The following is a 17,899-nucleotide window of genomic DNA, read 5'->3' on the forward strand; positions in this document are numbered from 1 at the left end:
TCCTTATTTTTTGATTTTTATACCTATTCCAAATCAAAAACCGTATTTTAAAATTTATTGATTACCTGGTTCATCATTTCGAACAGATATAAACCTTCGTCCAGTTACAAACTGAACAGTCGTATTTTTTCCACAGAGTTCTCGCAAACTAATATCCTTTCCATTAATATGTAAAATATGATCAGAAACTGTCCCAACAATATAAGAAAGACGATCCATTAACTTATTAAAACCACTGACAATCATAGCACCATCTGAGCCATATTCCAGAGATTGTCCTTCTTCTATTTCTGTCTGTACACCTGCACCAAAAGCATAATAAATTGTTCGATCAACATAAATTTTACCAGTCCTGATTTGATAAACATCAGTCACCGGGCTATTATTTACAGAATGAATAAAAGTAACAGAAAACTCGTCTCCATCATTAACAGGAAAAGATGCGATAATTTCACCTGTGTCACTATTTTTTAAAATTAGACATGGAGAGGAAAAAACAAAGAATAAAATAACGGAGACCGTAAACAATACAGCCACGATTGCGGCCCCCGTCAGTAAATTAATTCTTTTCATTATTTCAAAACGCCGATTTCTTTATAATATTTTTCTGCACCTGGATGTATAGGTATAGAAATACTGGAGACTGAATACTCAGGATTTAATTCAGCACCCTTTGGATGCGCATTTGCAATTTCATCTGCATTTTCAAAAAGGGCTTTGGTCATGTTATAAACCAAATCTTCACTAAGACTGTCAGAAACAATGTAAGTAGCCACTACAGCCACAGTCTGGACATCAGTATCGACACCTTTATAAGATCCACCTGGAACAGAAAATTTTGTATAGAAGGGATATTTCTCAATTAATTTTGCTGCATGTTCATCATCAATTTCCAGCAAATTAATTTGGTTGGAAGTAGCAAGTTCTACAATTGCAGTTGTGGGTGCTCCAGCAACACAGAAAAAGGCATCTATTTTATCATCCTTTAATGCGGTTGCACTGTCACCAAAACTTAAATTGCTGACAACAATATCATCAAATGTCATATCATAAGCTTCAAGAATTTGACGGGCATTAAACTCTACTCCTGAACCAACGTCCCCTACAGAAACACGTTTACCTTTAAGATCTGCAATAGAAGTAATTTCTTTCTTGGATACTATTTGACAAACTTCTGCATAAAGTCCTGCCATAGCAGAAAAACCAGAAATTTTTTCTCCTTCAAAAAGATCAATACCATTATAAGCATAATACATAACATCATTTTGAACGATACCCATGTCTGCTTCTTTATCTGATACAAGATAAATATTTGCTTTTGAAGCACCAGTGGATTGTACATTAAAACTTAAGTTATTAACTTTTTGACTAAGCACTTGAGATACTGCCCCACTATAAGCATAATATGTACCTGTCGTGCCGCCTGTAGCCATCTTTAATGTAGTCTTTCCTCCACAACCTGATAAAACCAAAGAAATCATCAGTACCATGGACACTAAAACATACAAACTCTTTCTCATAAATCATCCTCCTGCAAATTAAAAATTTTGAATCCTGAATGATTACCAAAGGAAATATTCAAATCCATACTATAATAGTTTATAACAATACTAAATTTTTTTCAACAGATTCGCTTAAGTTAGTTGCAATCTCAATATTTTTTTATAATAATTCTGCTTTGACATTTATAATTTGACTTTGCAATTGCATACTGAAAAATTTTTTTCAATATTTGATTGACAATTCTAACTATTGTTCATTTCTTGTTGAACTTTTATCTAATTTTCAACGATGATCTATGGTTTCATTTAATCTCTTCACTTAAAAGCCAGCAATTATCACTGCTTCTATTTTCCTGTCGAAAACAGATTGAACCTGATTGACCATTTTATTTTATAGATACTTTTTATTTATTATATAAAAAAATGTTGTGATACATGAAATGATCATATATCACAACATTTAAGATTTTGCACGAAACGTAGATCTACATCAAATTTATTGTTTTATTATTTTTGACCAAGGTTTACTTGACCATTAGATACTGCAGCTTGAGCAGCAGCTAATCTTGCGATTGGCACACGGTATGGTGAACAGGATACATAGTTTAATCCAATTCTATGACAGAATTCGATAGAAGATGGATCTCCACCATGTTCTCCACAAATACCTAATTTAATATCAGGTCTTGTAGCGCGGCCTTTTTCAGCAGCAATTTGGATTAATGCTCCTACACCTGTTTGGTCTAATTTAGCAAATGGATCAAATTCATAAATTTGTTTTTCATAATAATCATCTAAGAATTTGCCAGCATCATCGCGAGAGAATCCAAAGGTCATTTGAGTTAAGTCGTTTGTACCAAAGGAGAAGAATTCAGCTTCTTTTGCAATTTGGTCTGCAGTAACCGCAGCTCTTGGAATTTCAATCATGGTACCAACTTTATAGGTTAACTCAATTCCAGATTCTTTGATGATTTCATCAGCAGTTTTCACAACTACAGATTTAACATATTCTAATTCTTTAATATCTCCAACCAATGGAATCATGATTTCTGGTACGATATCATAACCTTTGTTTTTCTTAACTATTACAGCAGCTTCTATAATTGCTCTTGCTTGCATTTCTGCAATCTCAGGATAAGATACTGCCAAACGGCATCCACGATGACCCATCATTGGGTTAAATTCATGCAAGGATTCTACCGTAGCTTTTAATTCTTCGAATGTTACACCCATATCTTGCGCTAATTCTCTGATATCATCATCAGCTTGTGGTAAGAACTCATGTAATGGTGGGTCAAGAAGACGTACAGTTACAGGACGTCCTTCCATAGCTTCGTAAATTCCAATAAAGTCTTCTCTTTGTAATGGAAGAAGTGCATCTAAAGCTTTTCTTCTTTCTTCTTCTGTTTTAGCAAGAATCATCTTACGTACTTTTGGAATACGATCTTCTTCAAAGAACATATGCTCAGTACGAGTTAATCCTATACCTTCTGCACCAAATTCTACTGCAATTCTAGCATCTTTTGGTGTATCAGCATTTGTTCTAACCTGAAGTTTTCTTACTTTATCAGCCCATCCCATGAATTTAGCGAAATCTCCAGAGATTTCAGGTTCAACAGTAGGAATATCTTCTCCATAAACATTACCTGTAGAACCATCTAATGAAATATAATCTCCTTCATGGAAAGTTCTTCCGCCTAATGTGAAATATTTTTCTTCTTCATTGATTTTAATTTCACCAAGTCCGGATACACAACATGTTCCCATACCTCTTGCTACTACAGCAGCATGAGAAGTCATACCTCCACGAGCAGTTAAGATACCTTGAGCAGCTACCATTCCTTCGATATCTTCAGGAGATGTTTCAAGACGCACCAAGATAACTCTTTCTCCTGCTTCTTTAGCAGCTTTTGCATCATCAGCAGTAAAGTATACTCTACCTGCAGCAGCTCCAGGAGATGCTGGAAGACCTCTTCCAATTGGTTTAGCAGCTTTTAATGCCTTTGCATCAAATGTTGGATGCAATAATTGGTCTAATTGCTTTGGATCTACTTTAAGTAAAGCTTCTTCTTCTGTAATAAGTCCTTCTTCAACTAAATCTACAGCAATCTTTAATGCAGCTGCAGCTGTTCTCTTACCATTACGGGTTTGAAGGAAATACAATTTTTTATTTTCAATGGTAAATTCCATGTCTTGCATGTCTTTGTAGTGATTTTCAAGTTTATTAGCAATTTCAACAAATTGTTGATATACTTCAGGCATATCTTCTTCTAATGTTTTGATTGGCTTTGGTGTACGGATACCCGCAACAACGTCTTCACCTTGAGCGTTGATAAGGTATTCTCCATAGATCGCTTTTTCTCCTGTAGCAGGGTTTCTTGTAAAGGCAACTCCTGTACCAGATGTTTCACCCATGTTACCAAATACCATCATTTGAACGTTAACAGCAGTTCCCCAGCTGCTAGGAATATCATTCATTCTTCTGTATACGATCGCACGAGGATTGTTCCATGAACGGAATACTGCTGTAACAGCTTCCATTAATTGAGTCTTTGGATCTTGTGGGAACTCTTCTCCCTTTTCTTCCTTATATAATTCCTTAAATCTAGCAACAACATTTTTCATATCTTCTGCTGTTAAGTCAGTATCGTACTCTGCACCTTTTGCTTCTTTAATTTCATCCAAAACTCTTTCGAATTTAGATTTGGAAATACCCATAACAACATCAGAAAACATTTGAATAAATCTTCTATAAGAATCATAAGCAAAACGAGGATTGTTAGTAGCTTTTGCAAATCCTTCAACTGCTTGGTCATTTAATCCTAAGTTTAAAATCGTATCCATCATACCAGGCATGGATGCTCTTGCACCAGAACGTACAGATACGAGTAAAGGATTTTCTGTATCGCCAAATTTTTTCCCTGAAATTTCTTCTAATTTAGCTAAGGATTCTTCAATTTGTTTTACGATTTCATCAGAAATTTTTTGACCTTTTTCATAGTATTCATTACATGCTTCTGTTGAAACAGTAAATCCTTGTGGAATTGGTAGTCCCAATTTTGTCATTTCAGCTAAGTTTGCACCTTTTCCGCCAAGAATTTCTCTCATTGATGCATCGCCTTCACTGAACATGTAAACAAATTTCTTGCTCATGAAAATTACCTCCTGTACATTTTAATGTTCTTTTGTTATAGAATAGCAAAACTTTCGTTATTTGATTTCATTAATTATATGGAACGAAAATAGTAATTTTTATCTCTATCTATTACCAAGTTTTGTCTATTCACATCATTAATAATTATATCATAAAAACTAAAAAATCATAGAGGGATTTTTAAAAAATTTTAAAATTCCACTTTCTCTCTTAAATAAGATTCTAAATCTTCAATCTTGATTCTTTCCTGCTCCATGGTGTCTCTATTTCTAACCGTTACAGAATGATCGGTTTCTGAATCAAAATCGTAAGTAATACAGAAAGGCGTTCCTATTTCATCTTGTCTTCTGTATCTCTTTCCAATACTGCCACTTTCGTCAAATTGCACATTATATAGTTTTGCCAGATTTTCATAGATTTTAAACGCTGAGTCCGAAAGTTTTTTGGAAAGAGGTAAAACTGCAGCTTTAACAGGGGCTAAGGCTGGATGGAATCTAAGGACTGTTCTTACATCTCCTTCTCCAATTTCTTCTTCATCATAAGCTTCACATAAAAATGCCAGTGTTACACGGTCAGCACCCAATGAAGGTTCAACACAATAAGGGATATATTTTTCATTCAGGTTCGGATCAAAATAACTTAAGTCTTCTCCTGAATGTTCTTGATGCTGCTTCAAGTCATAATCGGTTCTATCCGCTATACCCCATAATTCTCCCCATCCAAAAGGAAATAAATATTCTATATCAGAAGTCGCATTACTGTAATGAGACAATTCTTCTGGGGAGTGATCCCTAATACGCATATTTTCTTCCTTAATGCCTAAATTCAAAAGCCATTGCTTACAAAAATCTTTCCAATAATTAAACCATTCTAAATCTTTTCCTGGTTCACAGAAAAATTCTAATTCCATCTGCTCAAATTCTCTGATACGGAATATGAAGTTTCCGGGAGTAATTTCATTTCTGAAGGATTTCCCGATTTGTCCTATACCAAAAGGTATTTTTTTTCTAGTAGTTCTTTGAACATTTTTGAAATTAACAAAGATGCCTTGAGCTGTCTCCGGGCGCAAATAAACAACACTTTTAGAATCTTCCGTAACACCCTGATGAGTTTTAAACATTAAATTAAATTGCCTGATATCGGTAAAATTGGTTGATCCACAACTGGGGCAAGGGATATGATTTTCATCAATGTACTGTTTCATTTTAGAGTTTTCCCAACCATCAACAGAAATCTGTATTCCGTTTTCTTTTGCATAATTTTCTATCAGTTGGTCAGCTCTGAATCTTTCTTTACATTCCTTACAATCCATAAGAGGGTCATTAAATCCTCCTACATGCCCTGAAGCTACCCATACTTGAGGGTTCATTAAAATAGCACAGTCCACTCCCACATTGTATGGGCTTTCCTGAATAAACTTTTTCCACCATGCTTTTTTTATGTTGTTCTTAAGTTCAACACCCAGAGGACCGTAATCCCATGAATTAGATAATCCTCCATAAATCTCTGATCCAGGATAAACAAATCCTCTATTTTTTGCTAAAGCAACTATTTTTTCCATAGTCTTTTCCATTCTTATTACCTCCATTATGAAATTATATTTGTGCAACAAAAAAAGCCTGTTCATCCCATAAGGGACGAAAGACTTTATGCTTCCGCGGTTCCACCCTTGTTGATGTGAAAACACATCCACCTTGTTAAACCTTCATCTGCTCGAAAGCTCCCTTCACTAAATATATTGATCGGACTTCCACCATCTCCGACTCGCTATACAAATCTATTTAGCTACTCTTCTTTCTCATCGCAGAGTATTAAATTAAAATTAATCTAACAAATTCCTTAAACTTTGTCAATACGGATTACTCATAATTATTTTGAACTTCCCTCAAAAAATCTAAAGTTTTAAAACTTTTTTCTATATGATATGCCAAATAACTTTGAGTAATTTTATCCAATTCCTCTAAGATCTTTTCATCCAGATCAAATTTAAAAAGCTCAGATAAATCAGAAGATAATATGTACTGAATGGTATACCATGTCCCTCTGGACATTTTATGAGAATAATGATCTTTGTTACTGCAGTCGTTACACAAAATTCCTCCAAGCCTTGAACTAAATCGATGAATGTCTTCTTGTCCTCCACAATTGACGCATTGAAACATTTCAGGCATATAACCAATCGAAGCCATTAATCTTAACTCATATATTTTAGCAATTAATTTTGGGTTTCTGTTGGTTTTTTCTAAAACAGAAAGGGTCTTTAGAGTCAGTAGGAGAAGATCTTCATTAACTTGTTCTTCTTCAAGTACAGAATCCAGAAGTTCAAAAAAATAGGAGGCATACGTCAATTTTATAATGTCTTCCCGTATGCCATGAAATGTATGAATAACCTCTAATTGCTGTATAATATTATAATTTTTCCCTTGATGTATTAAAAAGTCACAATAGGAAAACATCTGTGTTCCGGCGGTTAAACGACTTTTACTTTTTCTTGCGCCTTTTGCAGAAACAGATATTTTACCCTTAAGCTTAGTAAATATCTTAAGGATTTTATCTGCTTCTCCTACATTGATTTCCTTTAGGACTATTCCTTTTGATTTAATATGTTCCATTTTATTCATCTTTCTTCGATTTATTTTCAACCTTTAATTTATCTGTTTGAGGAACCAGTTCTTTAGATGCTTCTTCGTTGCAATGAGTACATTCTTTTAAAGCAAGATAAGCCTCTATATTTCCTGTTTTTTGAAAAACATCCCAAAAAATTTTTTCAAGCATATCGAGTCCCCCTATTTTAGATTTGTATTATTAGGGTATCCTCTTAGCTTGTTTATATACTGCAAAAAACTTACCAGTGTTACATCCCTTGACAAAATACTATTAAATTCCTGCCATTAATTTTACTAATGTAAAGTAAATGATGTTTCCTGTAATATCTATCGTTGTTGAAATAAATGGTGCTGAAGCAACCGCAGGATCAATACCAATGTTCTTAAAAATCAGCGGAGCCAATGTTCCTATCGTAGAAGCAGTTAACATATTAGCGGCCATAGAAATCCCTACAACTGGTCCTAATTGGGGCTGCGAAAAAACGATGCCAGCAACCAGACTCGTTGCAAGGCCACAAATGGCTCCAATAAATATACCAACTAACGCTTCTCTTAATAAATTTTTTGAAATTTCCTTGCTGTTAATTCTTCCGGTTGCAATTCCTCGTACAGTCAATGTAGAAGATTGAGTACCGATGTTTCCACCCATTCCCGTTAAAGCCGGCATGAATTTTACTAATGCGGCATTTTGGCTGATTTGACTTTCAAACCCTGTAATAACTGCCCCAGTAATAAAACTTCCTGCCAAGGTAACCATCAACCATGGCAGTCTTGATTTTACAGAAGATACCAGATGACTGGCAGTACTGTCATTTTCATCGTATTCAACTTCGCCAGTACCTGCAATCCTGAAAATATCTTCCGTCGCTTCTTCTTCAATAACATCCAGAATATCATCTACTGTAATAATTCCTTGAAGAATAGTTTCATTGTCCACAACAGGTATGGCAAGCAAGTCATATTTCGCTACTGCTTTAGCAACTTCTTCCTGGTCCATATTAACATTTACATAGATGACATTACTTTGCATAACCTCAGACACAAGTCGGTCTGGTTTGCTCATTATAATTTCCCTAAGAGACAAAACACCTACTAAAGTACCAATATAGTCTGTTACGTAGACGTAATAGATCGTTTCTGCTTCACTTTCCATGTTTCGTAGTGCTTCTATTGCCTGACTTATGGTCATATCTTCTCTAACAGAGACAAATTCGGTGGTCATAATACCACCAGCAGTATCTTCACTGTAGTGCATTAAGTCGCGAATATCTGCAGCATCTTCATGGTCAAATAATTCTATAATTTTTGTCTGTTCACTTTCGGATAACTCACCAAGAATATCCGCGACATCATCTAAGGACATTTCATCAAGAATTTCTGTAGTTTTTTCTGCAGTCAAATTTTCAAGTATTGCTGCAAAAGTATCTCCGTCTACTTCATTTAAAACTTCTGCTGCTGTGTCATGGGGTAACAGCTTAAATAAATACTTCTGCTCTGACTCATTTAAATCGAGCAGTATTTCTGCAATATCAGCTGGATGGAGTTCTTCTATCCTGTATATTAGCTCCTTACTGGCTGAATTCTGAATTAAATTTTTAATCTCATCCAACAAATTTGGCTGTTCCATTTTTCTCACCCCACTTCATTGCGTCTACGATTTTATTGTAATATAGAGACTATTCATTTTCAAATAGATTTTGGATCGAATCCGAAATTTTTTAATAAGAAATCGTCATCTCTCCAGTTCTTTTTGACTTTCACCCATAGCTCAAGGAAAACTTTAGAACCTAACAACCTTTCTATATCGATTCTTGATCTGCTGCCAATTTGCTTTAACATAGAACCTTGCTTACCAATAACAATTGCCTTATGAGAATCCCTTTCACAATATATTACTGCATTGATATCAACAATATCCTGATCTTCCCTTTTCTTCATGCTTTCAATTTCGACTGCAATGCCATGGGGAATTTCCTGTTGCAGTAAATGTAAAGCCTTCTCCCGAATCAATTCTGCTACCAGTTGTTTTTCTGGCTGATCTGTAATCATATCAGCAGGAAAGTACTGAGGGCCTTTAGGAAGTCTTTCACGAATAACATCAAGAAGCCTGTCACAATTTTCTCCTGTAAAGGCAGATATAGGAATGATTTCAGCAAAGTTATATACATTTTTATAAGCTTCAATGACTTCTAACAGAGCTTGCTTCTCCACAGTATCAATTTTGTTAATCACTAAAATAACAGGCGTCTTTACCTTTTGAAGTTCGGAGATCACATAACGATCCCCTTGTCCTATATGGGGAGTCGGTTCTACCAACATAAGTACAATATCCACTTCATTCAAGGTAGTTTCCGCTACTTTTACCATATAGTGCCCAAGCTTATGTTTTGGTTTATGAATACCTGGAGTATCAATAAATACCACTTGAAAATCATCTCTGGTCAAAATACTTTGGATTCTGTTTCTGGTCGTTTGAGGTTTATCCGACATAATCGCTATTTTTTCACCCACCAGGTGATTCATGAGAGTAGATTTTCCTACATTGGGCCTTCCTATAATTGTTACAAATCCTGAACGAAATTCTGATTTCAAGTTCATTCCTCCTTTTAATCTATATCAATAGTATGGCTTATATCTTTTTTTAAATAGCATATTAAATTTAATATATAATCTTTGATTTGACAAGAAAATTGAAATACTTCTACTGAATAAAAGATACAGCATATTCACTCACATTTATTACCATAAATGTATAAAATATATAAAAAATGATTTTAAAGGAGTGCATGCAGAATGAATATGCCTAATCCTAAGCATATGCCAAAACATATTCCCATGCCTATGTATATGCCAAAAGATGTTAAACTGGCAAGAGCTTACGTTCCTGATCAACCCTATGAACGCTTATTCCCGCTAAATGAAGCTTTAATGAAAGGTACCCTTTTCGCTAATCTTTATCAACCATATAATAGGAAAAATCAGTGAAGGAGGTCACCCTATGGACATGAATCGCGAGCAATTAATGCGAAAAATCCAAGAAGTGGAATTTGCAGTCATTGATATTAACTTATTTTTAGATACCCATCCCACACATCAACAAGCACTTATGGATTTTAATAAACTTACCCAGGAATTAATGAATTTAAAAATGATGTATGAACGACAATATGGCCCACTAACCAATTTTGGATATGCTCCAAGCCAATATCCGTGGCAATGGATAGAATCTCCTTGGCCTTGGGAAGATGAGTATACATGTAAGGAGGATATGCCATGTGGATTTATGAAAAGAAGTTAGAATATCCTGTAAAAGTTAGTACCTGCAACCCTGCTCTTGCAGCCATGATCATAGAGCAATTTGGCGGTGCAGATGGAGAATTGGCTGCTTCTCTAAGATATCTTACTCAAAGGTGGACAATGCCAACCAATCAGGCAAAGGCAATACTTACAGATATTGGTACAGAAGAACTTGCCCATTGGGAGATGATTGGAACGATTGTTTATCAACTTACTAAAGACCTTCCTGAATCTAAAATTGTTGGAACCCCTTTCGAACAACACTATGTAAATCATGGACTTGATCTGTATCCTCACGATGCATCAGGAGTTCAATTTAGTGCAAAATATTTTAACGCAAAAGGCGATCCGATTGCTAATCTTCATGAAAATATGGCTGCTGAGCAAAAGGCTAGAGCCACATATGAACATTTAATCAACATCAGCGATGATCCAGGAGTAATTGATGCCCTACGATTCCTTCGTCAAAGAGAAGTTGTCCACTTCCAGAGATTTGGAGAAGCATTAAGAATCGTTCAAGAATATCAAGATTCTAAAAAAATCTTTTAAAAAGCCCTGCCTCGGCAGAGCTTTTTACTTTATATCTTGTCCGGTAAAAGCAAAGGGTAGGATCTCTTCCGTTTTATAGATCCTGTATTCTCCTTTGCTATTCCCTAATATAATTTCTCCATCCCTCATAAATTCAGCAATAACCTGCCTGCAGATTCCACAGGGATAAGTAAAATCCCCTGAGCTGCTTACTATGGCTATAGCCTTGATATTTTTTTCTCCTTCGGATACTGCCTTAAAAATAGCAGTTCGCTCGGCACAATTGGTTGCACCATAGGAGGCGTTTTCTATGTTGCAACCAGTAAAAAACTCTCCTTTTTCTGTTAAAACTGCTGCTCCGACTTTAAAATTGGAATATGGAACATAAGCTTTTTCCCTAGCCTCTTCAGCCTTTTTAATCAATTCTCTGTAATCCATATTTACTCCTCCATTTCGTGTGCAGAAAGAAGTTCTACGTCTTTATTCATTGGAAAAACGCATACCCATGTTTTTCCCTTATTCATTTTCAATACAGTCCCATTTTCATTTAAAAAAGAAGTTGGAGATTGATGAGATTTTTTAGACCATGTAAGGGGAACTGCCTTACCATTGGTAATGTATAGCCCAGTTCCTTTGCCAACTAATTCCACTTCTTTTCTTCCCGCGGTATCTTTAGGTATAGGATATATTGGCGCAAACTGTACAATAATGTTTTTAACAGTTAATTGCTCATTATTTTCGATATCAATATGAGGCTCTCCAAATTGATATCTCTTATATAAATTAGTATCCTTGTCAAATCGAAACTCCGATACTTGGTAACTAGAAAAAGGTAAAAGCACTACTTCTGCAACCTGCCCTTTTGAAGGTGTAATTTCTTCCTCTAAGAAGTGGAACACCGGCTCAAGATCCTTTCTTTTTTCTTTATCATACCCTACCATATCCCATGCCTTTAAAATTTTCTCGGCATTGGTGTAAGCACTATGCTCTTTCATTCCTGGCTTATTATATCTTTCCGGATCTCTCCAAAACATTACTTCATCTAAATAAGATATTCCTTCCAAATGTGAAACATTCCATTCTTCAAAGGCTTTCTCAGCCTGTGGACTTCTTCCGTAATGGACAAATATTGCATCATGATCCAGGGCAAAGTCTAAATAATAATGTCTTGCACTACGAACAGGCCCTATTTTTTTAGCATCGAAATCTTGAAATACCGCCATAAGTCGTGTAATTTCGCCTTCCACTAAAGTTTCATAAATAATATCTGCCTGAGAAATACCACTTTGCGGAAGAGCCTTTTTTAAATTATTAATCATAACAGCCACCGGTCTTCTTTTTGCTACCTCTTCATCAATCCACAATCCTGTCAGGGGATTGATTGCTTTTCCTTCAGTAGAAATTTTCTCTTCTTCTAAAATATTGTCGTTTTGCATTGATTCTGAATCCTGGTAATCTTGGGTATCCAATGAAGTCTTTTGATTACAGCCAACAAGTAGAAATAATATCAAAAGCATTCCGATAATGGAAGCCAAAAACTGATATTTCCTCATTTTATCCCCCCAAACGGACAATCATCTGCTGAGTCCCACAGTCTGCAATACTTTCTCCTGCTTTTCAAACATTATTTTTTCTTCATCTTCCTCCATATGATCATAACCCATTAAATGAAACATACTGTGGGATACTAAAAAACCAATTTCTCTTTCAAGAGAATGATTGTATTCTTTAGATTGTTCGATTGCTTTATCAATTGAAATGATAATATCTCCAAGCATTAAATCCCCTGTTTCGGGATTTATGTATTCTTCCAAACCTTCTAACGAAAAAGAATCGTTTTCCCCAGCTGTCGTTGAATCTTCAAACTCCAGCAGAGGGAAGGAAAGTACGTCTGTAGGTCTGTCAATATTTCTAAATTCTTTATTGATTGCTTGTATTTCATTATTATCCACAAAAGTAATGCTTACTTCAACATCAAGAGGGTATTTTTCCACCTTAAGCGCTTGCACTATGATCTCTTGAATCAATTGCTTCATTTTCTCGCTCAACTGGAATGATGTTTTGTTTTCCATCCAAATCTTCATTATTTTTATCCTCCGTCCCATCAGGGTATTTGATTCTCTCATGGTACATTCCATTAAATACTTTCATAAAAGCTTGTACAATTGTCTCCAAATCTTTTATTGTAAGGTTACTGTCATCCAACTGTCCTTCATCCAATTTATTTTTAATGAGTTTTCTCACAAGCTCCTCAGTTTTTTCACTGATTTTTTCATGGGGATTCATTGAACGCACTGCTGCTTCTACTGTATCCGCAAGCATAATTAATGCTGCTTCTTTAGATTGAGGAATAGGCCCTTCATAACAAAATGCTTCTTTGGATATCGATTCACTTGAATTGATTTTTGCCGCTTTATAATAAAAATATTGGGTAAAGGTTGTGCCGTGATGCTGTGCAATCATATCCTTTACAGCTCTTGGCAATTTATTTTCTGTTGCAATTTTTAATCCATTTGTTACATGCTGATGGATAATCTTAGCACTCACCGAAGGTTCCAAATAGTCATGAGGATTGTCCAAAACCTGATTCTCTTTAAAATATTGAGGATATACAATCTTCCCTATATCATGGTAATAGCCGCCTACTCTGACCAGAAGTGGATTAGCATTGATATCAGCAGCTGCTGTTTCCGCTAAGTTTGCAACGATTAAACTATGGTAGTATGTCCCCGGTGCTTCAATTAGAAGTCTTTTCAATAAAGGTTGCTCAGGATTCGTCAATTCTAACAACTTGATGGGAGTTACAACATCAAAGGCCACTTCCCAGAAAGGTAAGCTTCCTACAGTGATAATAACCCATAATACTCCACTGATAAAAGCATATAAACTATGAGAAAGCAATTCAATTGAATTTGCCCCATTCAAAAACAGTTCCAGACTTATGATGGCTATACCATTCAATAATCCTGCCAAAATACCTACCCATAAAATTCGATTTCTCTTATATGTGTTCATTACTAATATAGAAAAAATCGTACCCACTATAAAGAAAAATAATATGAAATCCAAACTTTCTTTATTGATTAAAGCTCCAATAATTGTAATACAACCATTTAAAAGAATTCCCAGTCTTACATCCAAAAGAATGGATAGCAACATTCCTGCAATGGGAATAGGAACCCAGGAAAAATTAAAAGGTGCCATAAACTTAATCATAAGAAGACTAATTGAATATATTGAAAACAGCAAAAGCATCTCTTTTCTACTGTCTATGATAGACTTATTAAAAGTCCAAATATAAGTATAGATAAAACTATGAAGCAAGCAAATGAGCAATATGGCTCCAAAATATCTTATGGACTCTTCTTTAAAATCTGCTTTAATAAAACCAAGACTTTCTAATATTTGATAAGCTTCTTCAGTAATGATTTCTCCTTCATCAACAATTTTCTGCCCCGGAAGAACTTTAACAGGTTCAACTTTAGATAATTTCTCCTCAAGCATTTTTTGAGTTGCGATCTCATCTATAGTCATATTAGGCTTGATCACAGAAGATACTATATCATATCCTAGCGTTTGAATGTCTTGGTCTAAATTAAGACTTTCAAATTGCTCCTTTACATCCAAAATACTTTTTGTCTTTGTTTCTTCTCTGATTCCTATACTAAATGCTGACTGAGTAATATCCAAACAAAGTTTTTTTAGCTCCAAAATCTCTTTCGAATTCATTTGGATCAGTCGTTCAAATTGCGCATCCGATAAAGGAATTGGCGATTGCTTCTGCAAATTGTCTATTTGCTCTTTTTTAAATATTTCATTTTGCTCATCTATTTCCTCTAAAACACTTTGATCTTCTTTTCCATCGGATTCATCTGTTATTAAATCCACATCTGTTTGATGACCCCCCTCTTTTTGCTCTGCTAAATATTCTTGTGTTTCCTTAACTTTATTAAAAAGCAATTCTATTTTATCTTCTGCCTGTTTTTCTATTTGCGGTTCCTGCTTATATAAAGGTTCAATTTGCTTTCTTACTTCTTCTCTCTTTTTTTCTGTAGCCAATTTATTTTCTATTTCTCTTGGTGAAGTAAAACGTTTGGGTGCTATGGCGCCTACTTTAATGTCTTCTATGGTTTGAAAATATTCACCGGTTAAAATAGCAGTGCAAGTCAATACAAAGGAAAGAATAACCAGTATGATCCTTAATGCACGCCCCCTGTTCAATAATATCCTCCTATCATTTATCTCTTTGTCTCTTTTTTATTTTCATATTTTTCATAAGCCTGAATAATTCTCTGCACCAATGGATGTCTTACTACATCGTTCTTTGATAACATTGAAATCCCAATTCCCTCAACATTTTTTAGTATTTTTAATGCTTCTGTAAGTCCAGACTTTTTCCCTAAAGGAAGATCGACTTGGGTTACATCTCCTGTTATAACAGCCTTAGATCCAAATCCTATACGGGTCAGAAACATTTTCATCTGCTCTGGAGTCGTATTTTGTGCTTCATCGAGGACAATGAAAGAATTGTCTAAAGTACGTCCACGCATGTATGCCAATGGCGCTACTTCAATAATGCCTTTCTCCATATTTTTCAGAAATGTCTCTGCGCCCATTATTTCATACAATGCATCATACAATGGACGTAAATAGGGATCAACTTTGCTTTGCAAATCTCCGGGAAGAAAACCCAGTTTTTCTCCTGCTTCTATAGCAGGTCTGGTTAAAATAATACGATTCACTTCATTATTTTTTAAAGCCGTTATTGCCATCGCCATGGCCAAATACGTCTTACCAGTACCCGCAGGCCCTACGCCAAAAACAACAATATTATTTTTTATCATATCGACATATTTTTTTTGGCCTAATGTTTTACTTTTGATCTGTTTCCCATGGGCTGTCATGCAAATAAAGTCTGAATGCAGTTTTTTATATTCTTCCTCCATATTTTCCAGAACTAAAGAAATGATATACTCGATATTTTGAATGGTAATGAGTTCACCTTTTTGAGCCAAATGAGTCAATTCATTTAAAGTTCTTAGTGCCTGATTAATTTTATTCTCCTCACCAATAACCTTGATATCCTCTCCTCTATTGACAATTTCTACATCAAAAGTTTTTTCAATTTTTTTAATATTCTCATCAAACTTACCAAATATATTAGAAATGTACTCAGTTGGTATCTGCAGTATTTTTTCCTTTTGTTCCATTAATGATTTTCCTCCTATCAATGACCTGAGGCTTATCTATTCGTTCGATTACAATAGCCACAGCCTTTGCTCTCAAAAATTCTTCGTAAGGGTAAAACTGTATGTCATGACTGATTATTTCACTTTCCTCATCCATTTGCGCTATCAGCCTTTTCTTAATCTCTTCTTCTGCCAATTTTTTTGCTTCTTCTAAAGTTCTTTTATGAGTGACAGGTATAAATTCTCTATACTCATAAATGATTCCTTCAATTGGAAGCACAAAATGCTTTGTAACAGATAATTGCCTGCTACTAATAATTTTATCATAATTTTGAAAAGAAATACGAGGTTTAAATAAATTCAGTTTTTTATCTAATATATTAATCCCATATTGCTTCTTTACTTCTCCAGTATATTGTTTTTCTATATACGATAAAGGCTGATCATAGGTTATCTCATAGCGAGTTTTTGCTTTAACTTCGGCATCTGCATGAACATACTTTATAACAGTTCCTTCTTCATCCTGCTTAACTATTAATTCACCACTCACCAACAAATCTCCTTTTTGAACAACATCTTTAGGTTTGACTTTTGGGGTTCCTGCACGAGTCGCAATGCTAACAATTAAACCTGTTTTTTCAGCCACTAAATCACACGGGGTTGTTTGATCTACAATTTCAGGCTTAACAACTGTCTCCGTTAATTCTACCGTAACTTTTGTACCTTTAATATCTACAGCCGTCCACGCAATATCATTAAAATCATTCATCAGAAGGCCTTCTATGTTTGATGGATTGATTTTATATTTCCAGACACCGGGTTTTACTCCGTATTCCCCCAAAGCTTTGGTTAATTCTTCTGTTGAAATCCTTGTATTCCCTTTGATTTCTACAACCCATACAAAAGAAGATAAAATATATAAAATGCCAAAGAAGATTAAAAAGCCCAATCCCATAACTTTGCGCTTTCTATATCTGTACAGTATAAACGGCCAGCCTTTTTTTTCTATGATTCTTACTTTACATCTTGTTTTTTTGGCACAACTTTTTAATAAGCGAAATCCCGCAATACTTACTTTCATTTGAACTTTAGCTCTGTTTCTTTGAATATCCCATAAATAAATCCCTTTATGGGATGCTAAATTCATAAATCTTTCAACGGAAAATCCGGATACCTCTATAGTAACATAGCCTCTTAAATAATTCCATACTGATAAAAACATAATTCACCCCCCCAAAGTCAATTGCACCCCAGGAATTTGCCAATACTATATTAAAAATTCAATTCTAAAAATTGTCCCTTTGATTACAATTTCCTCTGTTGTCATGGCTTTGAGAGAAAGCCCTCGCCCTTCCAGTTTTAATACGCCATTGCTGGTATAAATCTTTATTCTTTCAGAATCATATTCAAGAATTCCTTTATAATTTTCAATATGCATTTCTTCATTCCCTAACATAGAAATCATTGGAAGATTTAATACAACTTCTTTAGGGAGTTCAAGTATGTCTGTAACTTTTTTCTTTAAATTAATCGGTTGTATATTTTCTTCTTTCTTATTTTTTCTCTTCCTTCTACCCATAAACGCGTCCCTCCCCTCATACATTAATATGCAGAAAAAGGGAT

The 17,899-nt window shown here is 34.9% G+C and carries 18 protein-coding genes and 1 other annotated feature; of the genes, 3 read left to right on the top strand and 15 right to left on the bottom strand.

Annotation, left to right across the window (positions count from 1 at the left end; genetic code table 11):
• Window positions 1-54 precede the first annotated feature (54 nt).
• From JOD07_RS04995 to era, 8 genes are all read right to left on the bottom strand, one after another.
• On the bottom strand, window positions 55-573 hold the full coding sequence (locus JOD07_RS04995; protein WP_204612588.1) for a DUF1850 domain-containing protein: 519 nt from the start codon (window positions 571-573) through the stop codon (window positions 55-57).
• Window positions 573-1,520, bottom strand: a complete 948-nt coding sequence (locus JOD07_RS05000) for a TAXI family TRAP transporter solute-binding subunit (RefSeq protein WP_158738906.1) — start codon at window positions 1,518-1,520, stop codon at window positions 573-575. The genes JOD07_RS04995 and JOD07_RS05000 overlap by 1 nt, the downstream gene beginning before the upstream one ends.
• 489 nt (window positions 1,521-2,009) lie before the next feature.
• Window positions 2,010-4,655, bottom strand: a complete 2,646-nt coding sequence (gene ppdK / locus JOD07_RS05005; RefSeq protein WP_204612590.1) for a pyruvate, phosphate dikinase — start codon at window positions 4,653-4,655, stop codon at window positions 2,010-2,012.
• Between the two features lie 191 nt (window positions 4,656-4,846).
• Window positions 4,847-6,229 (bottom strand): glycine--tRNA ligase, encoded by a 1,383-nt coding sequence (locus JOD07_RS05010; RefSeq protein WP_158738904.1) that lies wholly within the window; start codon window positions 6,227-6,229, stop codon window positions 4,847-4,849.
• 57 nt (window positions 6,230-6,286) lie between these two features.
• Window positions 6,287-6,467, bottom strand: a binding site (T-box leader).
• Window positions 6,468-6,515: 48 nt separating this feature from the next.
• Entirely contained in the window at window positions 6,516-7,268 is a 753-nt protein-coding gene (recO, locus tag JOD07_RS05015; RefSeq protein WP_204612592.1) for a DNA repair protein RecO, read from the bottom strand.
• A gap of 1 nt (window position 7,269) precedes the next feature.
• Window positions 7,270-7,431: a YqzL family protein gene (locus tag JOD07_RS05020; protein WP_158738902.1), complete on the bottom strand. Its 162-nt coding sequence runs from the start codon at window positions 7,429-7,431 to the stop codon at window positions 7,270-7,272.
• Window positions 7,432-7,533: 102 nt separating this feature from the next.
• Window positions 7,534-8,889, bottom strand: coding sequence for a magnesium transporter (mgtE, locus tag JOD07_RS05025; protein ID WP_158738901.1), 1,356 nt, complete (start codon window positions 8,887-8,889; stop codon window positions 7,534-7,536).
• A 59-nt stretch (window positions 8,890-8,948) separates the two neighbouring features.
• Window positions 8,949-9,854 (bottom strand): GTPase Era, encoded by a 906-nt coding sequence (era, locus tag JOD07_RS05030; protein WP_158738900.1) that lies wholly within the window; start codon window positions 9,852-9,854, stop codon window positions 8,949-8,951.
• 201 nt (window positions 9,855-10,055) lie between these two features.
• Between era and JOD07_RS05035 the strand changes: the two genes are divergently transcribed.
• Genes JOD07_RS05035 through JOD07_RS05045 form a run of 3 tightly spaced genes read left to right on the top strand, consistent with a single transcriptional unit; the run spans window position 10,056 to window position 11,108 of the window.
• On the top strand, window positions 10,056-10,247 hold the full coding sequence (locus JOD07_RS05035; RefSeq protein ID WP_243429248.1) for a spore coat associated protein CotJA: 192 nt from the start codon (window positions 10,056-10,058) through the stop codon (window positions 10,245-10,247).
• A gap of 13 nt (window positions 10,248-10,260) precedes the next feature.
• Window positions 10,261-10,560 (top strand): spore coat protein CotJB, encoded by a 300-nt coding sequence (locus JOD07_RS05040; protein ID WP_158738899.1) that lies wholly within the window; start codon window positions 10,261-10,263, stop codon window positions 10,558-10,560.
• On the top strand, window positions 10,536-11,108 hold the full coding sequence (locus JOD07_RS05045) for a manganese catalase family protein (protein WP_158738898.1): 573 nt from the start codon (window positions 10,536-10,538) through the stop codon (window positions 11,106-11,108). Before JOD07_RS05040 ends, JOD07_RS05045 begins: the two co-directional genes overlap by 25 nt.
• A gap of 24 nt (window positions 11,109-11,132) precedes the next feature.
• Here JOD07_RS05045 and JOD07_RS05050 read toward each other — a convergent pair whose 3' ends face one another.
• From JOD07_RS05050 to yqfC, 7 genes are read right to left on the bottom strand one after another with little or no spacing between them, the layout of a single operon-like run.
• Window positions 11,133-11,525, bottom strand: coding sequence for a cytidine deaminase (locus JOD07_RS05050; protein ID WP_158738897.1), 393 nt, complete (start codon window positions 11,523-11,525; stop codon window positions 11,133-11,135).
• Between the two features lie 2 nt (window positions 11,526-11,527).
• Window positions 11,528-12,640 carry a DUF3048 domain-containing protein gene (locus JOD07_RS05055; RefSeq protein WP_158738896.1) on the bottom strand — a complete coding sequence of 371 codons (1,113 nt, stop codon included), beginning with the start codon at window positions 12,638-12,640 and terminating at the stop codon, window positions 11,528-11,530.
• 21 nt (window positions 12,641-12,661) lie between these two features.
• On the bottom strand, window positions 12,662-13,123 hold the full coding sequence (ybeY, locus tag JOD07_RS05060) for an rRNA maturation RNase YbeY (protein WP_243144505.1): 462 nt from the start codon (window positions 13,121-13,123) through the stop codon (window positions 12,662-12,664).
• The gene (locus JOD07_RS05065; protein ID WP_158738894.1) at window positions 13,083-15,308 is read right to left on the bottom strand and encodes an HD family phosphohydrolase; all 2,226 of its coding nucleotides are present in this window, start codon (window positions 15,306-15,308) and stop codon (window positions 13,083-13,085) included. Before JOD07_RS05065 ends, ybeY begins: the two co-directional genes overlap by 41 nt.
• 17 nt (window positions 15,309-15,325) lie before the next feature.
• The gene (locus JOD07_RS05070; RefSeq protein WP_158738893.1) at window positions 15,326-16,297 is read right to left on the bottom strand and encodes a PhoH family protein; all 972 of its coding nucleotides are present in this window, start codon (window positions 16,295-16,297) and stop codon (window positions 15,326-15,328) included.
• On the bottom strand, window positions 16,260-17,498 hold the full coding sequence (yqfD, locus tag JOD07_RS05075) for a sporulation protein YqfD (protein WP_158738892.1): 1,239 nt from the start codon (window positions 17,496-17,498) through the stop codon (window positions 16,260-16,262). The genes JOD07_RS05070 and yqfD overlap by 38 nt, the downstream gene beginning before the upstream one ends.
• 45 nt (window positions 17,499-17,543) lie before the next feature.
• Complete coding sequence (yqfC, locus tag JOD07_RS05080) at window positions 17,544-17,855, bottom strand: sporulation protein YqfC (protein WP_158738891.1); 312 nt, start codon at window positions 17,853-17,855, stop codon at window positions 17,544-17,546.
• Between the last annotated feature and the right edge of the window lie 44 nt (window positions 17,856-17,899).

Origin of the sequence: Defluviitalea raffinosedens (assembly GCF_016908775.1) — a bacterium.
Taxonomy (GTDB): domain Bacteria; phylum Bacillota; class Clostridia; order Lachnospirales; family Defluviitaleaceae; genus Defluviitalea; species Defluviitalea raffinosedens.

Bases quoted from the DNA above. Each gene is read 5' to 3' on its own strand.
- JOD07_RS04995 (WP_204612588.1), bottom strand. From the start codon at position 573: ATGAAAAGAATTAATTTACTGACGGGGGCCGCAATCGTGGCTGTATTG.
- JOD07_RS05070 (WP_158738893.1), bottom strand. From the start codon at position 16,297: ATGGAACAAAAGGAAAAAATACTGCAGATACCAACTGAGTACATTTCT.
- JOD07_RS05050 (WP_158738897.1), bottom strand. From the start codon at position 11,525: ATGGATTACAGAGAATTGATTAAAAAGGCTGAAGAGGCTAGGGAAAAA.
- ppdK (WP_204612590.1), bottom strand. From the start codon at position 4,655: ATGAGCAAGAAATTTGTTTACATGTTCAGTGAAGGCGATGCATCAATG.
- recO (WP_204612592.1), bottom strand. From the start codon at position 7,268: ATGGAACATATTAAATCAAAAGGAATAGTCCTAAAGGAAATCAATGTA.
- yqfC (WP_158738891.1), bottom strand. From the start codon at position 17,855: ATGGGTAGAAGGAAGAGAAAAAATAAGAAAGAAGAAAATATACAACCG.
- JOD07_RS05010 (WP_158738904.1), bottom strand. From the start codon at position 6,229: ATGGAAAAGACTATGGAAAAAATAGTTGCTTTAGCAAAAAATAGAGGA.
- JOD07_RS05040 (WP_158738899.1), top strand. From the start codon at position 10,261: ATGGACATGAATCGCGAGCAATTAATGCGAAAAATCCAAGAAGTGGAA.
- JOD07_RS05045 (WP_158738898.1), top strand. From the start codon at position 10,536: ATGTGGATTTATGAAAAGAAGTTAGAATATCCTGTAAAAGTTAGTACC.
- yqfD (WP_158738892.1), bottom strand. From the start codon at position 17,498: ATGTTTTTATCAGTATGGAATTATTTAAGAGGCTATGTTACTATAGAG.
- JOD07_RS05000 (WP_158738906.1), bottom strand. From the start codon at position 1,520: ATGAGAAAGAGTTTGTATGTTTTAGTGTCCATGGTACTGATGATTTCT.
- ybeY (WP_243144505.1), bottom strand. From the start codon at position 13,123: ATGAAGCAATTGATTCAAGAGATCATAGTGCAAGCGCTTAAGGTGGAA.
- JOD07_RS05020 (WP_158738902.1), bottom strand. From the start codon at position 7,431: ATGCTTGAAAAAATTTTTTGGGATGTTTTTCAAAAAACAGGAAATATA.
- JOD07_RS05055 (WP_158738896.1), bottom strand. From the start codon at position 12,640: ATGAGGAAATATCAGTTTTTGGCTTCCATTATCGGAATGCTTTTGATA.
- mgtE (WP_158738901.1), bottom strand. From the start codon at position 8,889: ATGGAACAGCCAAATTTGTTGGATGAGATTAAAAATTTAATTCAGAAT.
- JOD07_RS05035 (WP_243429248.1), top strand. From the start codon at position 10,056: ATGAATATGCCTAATCCTAAGCATATGCCAAAACATATTCCCATGCCT.